8 protein-coding genes are annotated in these 7,636 nt (G+C 30.3%); 7 read left to right on the forward strand and 1 reads right to left on the reverse strand.

Annotation, left to right across the window (positions count from 1 at the left end; translation table 11 throughout):
- Positions 1 to 58 precede the first annotated feature (58 nt).
- Positions 59 to 400, forward strand: a complete 342-nt coding sequence (locus tag ABI549_RS07385; protein ID WP_348075820.1) for a hypothetical protein — start codon at positions 59 to 61, stop codon at positions 398 to 400.
- 86 nt (positions 401 to 486) lie between these two features.
- A complete protein-coding gene (locus ABI549_RS07390) occupies positions 487 to 1,089 on the forward strand; it encodes a T9SS type A sorting domain-containing protein (RefSeq protein ID WP_348075821.1) in 603 nt (200 codons plus the stop codon).
- 358 nt (positions 1,090 to 1,447) lie between these two features.
- On the opposite strand, the gene ABI549_RS07395 is transcribed toward ABI549_RS07390, so the two are convergent.
- Complete coding sequence (locus tag ABI549_RS07395) at positions 1,448 to 1,699, reverse strand: type B 50S ribosomal protein L31 (RefSeq protein ID WP_348075822.1); 252 nt, start codon at positions 1,697 to 1,699, stop codon at positions 1,448 to 1,450.
- A gap of 223 nt (positions 1,700 to 1,922) precedes the next feature.
- Here ABI549_RS07395 and ABI549_RS07400 point away from each other — a divergent pair, with 223 nt between their 5' ends.
- The 5 genes from ABI549_RS07400 to ABI549_RS07420 form a co-directional block, all read left to right on the forward strand.
- Complete coding sequence (locus ABI549_RS07400) at positions 1,923 to 2,453, forward strand: DUF4199 domain-containing protein (RefSeq protein WP_348075823.1); 531 nt, start codon at positions 1,923 to 1,925, stop codon at positions 2,451 to 2,453.
- Positions 2,453 to 3,412, forward strand: a complete 960-nt coding sequence (locus ABI549_RS07405) for a glycosyltransferase family 2 protein (RefSeq protein ID WP_348075824.1) — start codon at positions 2,453 to 2,455, stop codon at positions 3,410 to 3,412. The genes ABI549_RS07400 and ABI549_RS07405 overlap by 1 nt, the downstream gene beginning before the upstream one ends.
- 118 nt (positions 3,413 to 3,530) lie before the next feature.
- On the forward strand, positions 3,531 to 5,258 hold the full coding sequence (locus ABI549_RS07410; protein ID WP_348075825.1) for a phospho-sugar mutase: 1,728 nt from the start codon (positions 3,531 to 3,533) through the stop codon (positions 5,256 to 5,258).
- Positions 5,258 to 7,093 (forward strand): ABC transporter ATP-binding protein, encoded by a 1,836-nt coding sequence (locus ABI549_RS07415; protein ID WP_348075826.1) that lies wholly within the window; start codon positions 5,258 to 5,260, stop codon positions 7,091 to 7,093. The genes ABI549_RS07410 and ABI549_RS07415 overlap by 1 nt, the downstream gene beginning before the upstream one ends.
- 118 nt (positions 7,094 to 7,211) lie before the next feature.
- Positions 7,212 to 7,636: cyclic nucleotide-binding domain-containing protein (locus tag ABI549_RS07420; RefSeq protein WP_348075827.1), on the forward strand; the 425-nt coding region annotated here is incomplete at its 3' end.

Below are 7,636 nucleotides of genomic sequence, written 5' to 3' on the forward strand. Positions count from 1 at the left end.
AGAAATCGTTTCAAAATTTGAAACGATTTTTTTTTGCAAAAAATTATATCTTTACAATATGACTTCAGAAGAAACAAATCAGAAAATAATTCATTTTTTCGAAAATATCGAAAAATATTATGGTTGTAAAACCGAAATAACAGAAGGTTTGTATTGTCAATCAGAAGAGAATAATCCTGATTTTATTACTTGGAATTTATCTGAATTTGTCCTTATTCGTTCGGCTTATAGAAATAACGGTGAGCGATTTATGTTTGAAAGCGAAAAAATGTACTTCGAAATTTCTGCTAAAAATATTATTAGTTTACAAGAACCTGGAAGAAATAAATTTGAATTTTTAGAACAATATAGCGAAACGGTTTTTAGAATTACTAAAATTAGGTTTTATTATAAGTATTAATCTTTTCTTAACATAAAAAACTCCTGTTATTATATTAAGAACAACTACTTTTGCACCCATTTTAAAAAAACCTGAAAATTCAAACAATGAAAAAAAATTATTATTTTATTATCTTTTCTTTTATTATTTCTATCAGCACTAATTCGCAAACAATTTGTGGTACTGTAAATGAAAATCAAAATTTAACTCTAACTGCTCCTGTTGGACAAGTAATTACTTCGATAGATTTTGCAAGTTATGGCACACCATCTGGTTCTTGTGCCACAAATGATTTAGCTATTTCAGGCTGTCATTCTAACACTAGTAAATCTAAAGTTGAAGCATTAGCATTAGGCAATAATTCATTCACTATTGCAGCTACAAACACTGTTTTTGGAGACCCTTGTAGTGGTACAGTAAAACAATTATCTGTTAAAGCCAGTTATGGAGTATTAGCAAATACTACTTTTTTTATTAATTCAAAAATTAATATCTATCCTAATCCTGCAAAAAACATTATTACAATAGAGTATAATTTTTCAAATTTTACTAATTTAGAAATAATAGATTCTGTTGGAAGATTAGTTAGTAGTAGCAAACTAAATAATAATTCAAATAAAATTGACATTAGTAATTTAAGTAATGGTACATATATATTTAAAATTATTTCCGAAGAAGGAATAGTAATAAATAGAATCATTAAAAATTAAATTCAAAATAGTATAAACCTATTTATTAAATGAAAAAGGTAGTATAATATTTTATACTACCTTTTTCATTTAATGTTTTTTGTCACAGGACAAAATATATTAATTATCGAATTCCATTATAAATTTTTACAATGTTAATTCTAGATTTCTGGAATTTTAGCTTTTTTATTTAATCTCCTTTTTTATAAATACGAAAAATATCTCTCCTCTTTTCTATTTACAATTTATTATAACTACCATAATTAACTTATCCCTTTTATTATACTTCTATAAAAATGGAACATTATATTTTCAAAAAATAGCCCTAAAAAAAACCTTCCGAATTGGAAGGTTTTTTTTTATAACTACAAACAAGTTATTATTTAACGTGTTTAGCATATTTAGTTTTAAATTTATCGATACGTCCTGCAGTATCAATAAGTTTAGATTTACCTGTGTAAAAAGGGTGAGAAGTTCTAGAAATCTCCATTTTAAATACTGGATATTCAACACCTTCGTGTGTGATTGTTTCTTTAGTTTCTACTGTAGATTTTGAGATAAAAACATCTTCATTAGACATGTCTTTAAATGCAACTAATCTGTAATTTTCTGGGTGAACTCCTTTTTTCATGGTAATCTTTTTATTGATGGCTGTGTTTTATTTTGCTGCTTTTATTAAAAAAGGTATAAACGCAACACAACTTTTTGTTTATAATTTTATTTATTTCAGAGTGCAAATGTACAACTAATTTTTATAAATCAAATTATTGTGTAACTTTTTTTCATTTAAAGTAACTAATTGTATGTGTTGTATAATTCATATATTTGTAAATTAATTTAAACTGAAATTAACCATGAATGAAATAGTCAAAAAGAACGGAATTACATACGGAATAATAACTGGTTTACTTTCTGTACTTATAACAACCTTAATATATGTTATTGATTTAAAATTATTTACTTCGGTATGGCTTGGCTTTTTAAGCATTGCTATGTACATAATTATTGGTATTGTTTTATTGTCAAAAACTAGAAAAGAATTTATGGGAAGCTTAACTTTTAAAGATGCTTTTACTACATATTTTATTTCGGCAGTGATAGGGATTTTTATTTCGGTTGCTTTCAATATCATTTTGTTTAACTTTATTGATCCTGCGGCGAAAGCTACTATCAAAGAATTAACAATGAAATATACTGTTGAAATGCTACAAAAATTTAATACACCAGCATCAGCAATTAATGATACTATAAAATCTTTGGAAGAAAATGACCAGTTTTCAGTGTTCAAATTATTGCAAGGATCACTTTTCAGTATATTAATTAGTGCCATATTTGGCCTAATACTTTCAGCCTTTTTTAAATCTAAATCAGCATTACCACAATAGTGAAAATATCTATCATAATCCCATTACTGAACGAACAAGAATCGTTACCAGAATTAACTTCATGGATTGAAAAAGTCATGCTTGAGAATAATTTCTCTTATGAGGTTATTTTTATAGATGATGGAAGCACCGATGATTCCTGGGAAACAATAAACCAATTGTCTAGCAGAAATTCACATATAAAAGGTATTCGTTTTTTAAGAAACTACGGAAAATCTCAAGCTCTACATGCTGGTTTTGCAAAAGCACAAGGTGATGTTATTATCACTATGGATGCCGATTTGCAAGACAGTCCCGACGAAATTCCTGGATTATATAATATGATTGTAAATGACAATTACGACTTGGTTTCAGGTTGGAAAAAGAAGCGTTACGACAATGCTGTGACTAAAAATTTACCTTCAAAATTATTTAATGCTGCAGCCAGAAAAACTTCTGGTGTGCAACTCAATGATTTTAATTGCGGATTGAAAGCATACAAAAATACGGTTATAAAAAACATAGAAGTTTCGGGCGAAATGCACCGTTATATTCCTGTTTTAGCAAAAAATGCAGGTTTTAGTAAAATTGGCGAAAAAGTTGTAATTCACCAAGCTAGAAAATATGGCGAATCTAAATTTGGAATGAGTCGCTTTGTAAACGGTTTTCTAGATTTGATTACAATTTGGTTTTTATCTAAATTTGGAAAAAGACCCATGCATCTTTTTGGTGCTTTAGGAACAGTTATGTTTCTAATAGGTTTTTTATCAGCAGGTTACATTGGCGTTTCTAAACTAATAAAACTATTTTATTTGCATCACGAAACCATATTAGTAACTGATAATCCTTGGTTTTACATAGCGTTGACCACGATGATTATTGGAACTCAATTTTTTCTTGCAGGTTTTCTTGGAGAAATTATTTTGAGAACAAAAAACAACGAAGAAAGATACAAAGTATCGACAGAAATAAATTTATAAAGTTAAGTTTCAATTATACGACTACTAGCCCAGATTGAAGCGGAAATCCTTTTCTTTTTTTCTTTAAAAAAGAAAAGATTGAAGTGAAAAGCTGGATTAGCTCCTAAAAGAAAAGAAAATGTACATACCTCAAAATATATTAGACGCAGTAAATATTTGGCTTACGCCAACGTTTGACAGTAAAACACAAGATGCAATTAAAGAAATGATGACTTCTTCTCCTAAAGAATTAGAAGATAGTTTTTATAAGAATCTCGAGTTCGGAACTGGGGGAATGCGAGGCATTATGGGTGTTGGAACCAACAGAATTAACCAATATACGTTGGGAAAAAATACACAAGGTTTATCGGATTATTTACACAAATCGTTCCCGAACCAAGAAATAAAAGTAGCGATTGCTTACGATTGTCGCCATAATAGTGATACGCTTGCAAAAGTGGTGGCTAATGTTTTTTCGGCAAATGGGATTAAAGTTTTCTTGTTTTCGGACATGAGGCCTACGCCTGAGTTGTCTTTTGCTGTAAAATATTTGGGTTGCAAAGCCGGAATTGTGCTTACAGCTTCTCATAATCCGCCAGAATATAATGGATACAAAGTATATTGGGAAGACGGAGGACAACTTGTTCCGCCACAGGATAATGAGATTATTCAAGTAATTGATGCATTGAATTATGACCAAATTAAATTTGAAGCCAACGAAAACTTAATTGAATATATTGATATAAAAATTGATGAAGCTTTTATTAGTTCGACTATCGAAAATGCTAGTTTTAATACATCGGCAACAGCCAAAGAAAATTTAAAAATTGTTTTTACTTCTTTACACGGAACTTCGATAAAATTGATTCCTGATGTTTTAGAAAAAGCTGGATACAAAAATGTACAAATTGTTCCCGAACAAGCTATTCCTGATGGGAATTTTCCAACTGTAAAATCGCCAAATCCTGAAGAACCAGAAGCACTAACTATGGCGCTAGCACTAGCCGATAAAACAAATGCTGATATTGTAGTTGGAACTGATCCCGATTCGGACAGATTAGGTGTTGCCGTCAGAAATACCGAAGGCGAACTGATTTTACTAAACGGAAATCAAACGATGGTTGTTATGACACACTTTTTGTTGCAACAATGGAAAAAACAAAACAAAATTACTGGATCAGAATTTATAGGTTCAACCATAGTTTCTACACCTATGATGCTCGAATTAGCTTCTGCTTATTATGTGGAATGTAAGGTGGGATTGACAGGTTTTAAATGGATTGCCAAAATGATTAAGGATTTTCCAAATCAGAAATTTATAGGTGGTGGCGAAGAAAGTTTCGGATTTATGGTGGGTGATGCTGTTCGTGACAAAGATGCTGTGGCCGCTACACTTTTAGTTTGCGAAATTGCTGCTCAAGCCAAAGAGAAAGGAAGCTCGTTATACCAAGAATTGCTTCAAATGTATGTCGATTTTGGTTTTTATAAAGAACATTTAATTTCTATAACCAAAAAAGGAATAGAAGGTTCTAACGAGATTAAACAAATGATGATCGATTTGCGTGAAAATCCATTGAAAGAAATAAACGGCGAACGTGTGGTATTTATTGAAGATTACCAAAATTCGACAGCAAAAAATTTATTTACCGATGATATAGAACCATTAAACATTCCGAAATCGAATGTATTAATTTACTATCTTGAAGACGGAAGTAAAATTTGTGCAAGACCAAGCGGAACCGAACCTAAAATTAAATTTTATTTTAGTGTAAATTGTGCTATACAAAACGTTTCGGAAGTTCCCGAAGCTGAAACTCATTTAGATAACAAAATAAAAAACATCATTGTTTCAATGAACCTAAACTAATGGATACAAATCTTGTAAAATTAATTCCATACACAAAGCCTTATAAATCACACATCTTTTGGAATGTGACTTATAATATTTTGTATGCCTTATTTAGTACGGTTTCAATGATTACGATGTTTCCTTTACTGGAAGTATTATTCAAAAAAACAGACAGTATTATTATTCTTCCTAAACCAGTATATACGGGCATTGCCAATAGCGTAAGCTATGGTAAGGAATTATTATTTTACCAAATTTCTATTCTAAACAAAGAACACGGACCTCAATATTCTTTATTACTTGCTGTATTTCTGGTTATTGTGACATTTTTATTTAAGAATTTATTCAACTATTTGGCTTCTTATCACATTATGCACCTTAAAAACGGAGTACTTCGTGATTTAAGAAAAACCATGTATGACAAAATCATTAGCTTACCCATTTCTTATTATTCTGAAAAAAGAAAAGGAGATGTAATGGCTAGAATGTTGGGAGATGTTGGAGAAGTACAAAACTCTTTTTTTTCTATTCTAGAATTGATAGTCAAAGAACCTTTAACCATAGTATTTGCAATAATTGCCATGTTTAACATTAGTATCAAATTGACGCTATTTGTTTTTATATTTATTCCCATATCTGGTTATATTATTTCCAGAATAGGTAAAAATTTAAAATCGAAATCCGTTCGAGCACAAGAAGAAAGTGGTTATTTAATTTCTATAGTGGAAGAAAGTTTAAGTGGTTTAAAAGTTGTAAAAAGTTACAATGCAGAGCCAACTTTTAAAAATAAGTTTTACGGTTCTGTAAATAATCTTTTGAAATTGAGTAATAGTATTGGAAACAAAAACAACTTGGCTTCACCCATGAGTGAGTTTATGGGAATCGTCACCATTGCAGTTTTACTTTGGTATGGTGGAAACTTGGTTTTAGTAGACAAAACATTAGAAGGTTCTTTATTTTTAGTCTATATGTTACTGGCTTACAATATTCTCACACCTGCAAAATCGATATCTAAAGCGTCTTATGCTGTAAAGAATGGATTGGCCGCAGCACAACGTGTTTTTGAAGTTTTAGAAACTGAAAACACCATAACAAATAAAGAAAATGCACTTGATAAAAACACTTTTGAAGACAAAATTGAAATCAAAAACATCAACTTTCGTTATGAGGAAGAAAATGTTTTAAAGAATTTTTCAATTACAGTTCCAAAAGGAAAAACTATTGCTTTGGTTGGGCAATCTGGTTCAGGGAAAAGTACAATTGCTAATTTATTAACTCGTTTTTACGATGTAAATGAAGGAACTATAAATATTGATGGTATTGACATAAAAGACATGAAACTCGAATCGCTTCGTGGTTTGATGGGATTGGTAACGCAAGATTCAATTCTTTTTAACGATACTATAAAAAACAACATTCTTCTTGGTAAAGAAAATGCTACCGATGATGAAGTGATTGAAGCACTAAAAATTGCAAATGCTTATGAGTTTGTCATGAATTTGCCAAACGGAATTGAAACCAATATTGGCGATGCAGGAAACAAACTTTCTGGCGGACAAAAACAACGTTTGTCAATCGCTCGTGCGGTATTGAAAAACCCTCCAATCATGATTCTCGACGAAGCAACCTCAGCATTAGACACCGAAAGTGAAAAATTTGTTCAAATTGCATTAGAAAACATGATGCAAAACAGAACCTCTATTGTGATTGCACACAGATTATCTACGATTCAAAAAGCAGATAACATTATTGTGATGAAAAAAGGAGAAATTGTAGAACAAGGAACACATACAGAGCTTTTAGCAATAAACGGAACTTATTCTAACTTGGTAACCATGCAAAGTTTTGAGTAGAGTTTTAGAAGTTCGCCACTGATTTATAGATTAAAAATGATTTTAAAATCAGCAAGTTAAGTGATATGTAATAGAGAAAGCGATATGTTAGTGGCAATTTTATCGCGAAACTACAAAAATGACAGAAATTTTAAAGCAGAACATATCAAAACACATCTCACTTTCACAAAAGGAATTGACAGATTTTTGCAGTTTGTTTCAAAGCAAAACTATCAAAAAAAAAGAATTTTTATTACGAGAAAGTGAAACTTGCAAATTTGAAGGTTTTGTTACAAAAGGACTTTTTAGAGTATTCCATATTGACACCAATGGTTTTGAACAAGTGCTATATTTCGCCATTGAAAATTGGTGGATTACTGACATTGATAGTTTTACTAACGAAATACCATCGCAACTTTTTATTGAAGCGTTGGAAGACAGTGAAGTGCTTTTAATTTCAAAAAAAGATAAAGAATTTGCGTATGTAAATTTACCTAAAATAGAGAAGTTATTTAGGGTTATGACTCAAAAAACTCATGTAGCTTTACAAAGAAGAATGATAGA

It is taken from the genome of Flavobacterium sp. (assembly GCF_039932285.1).
Lineage (GTDB): Bacteria > Bacteroidota > Bacteroidia > Flavobacteriales > Flavobacteriaceae > Flavobacterium.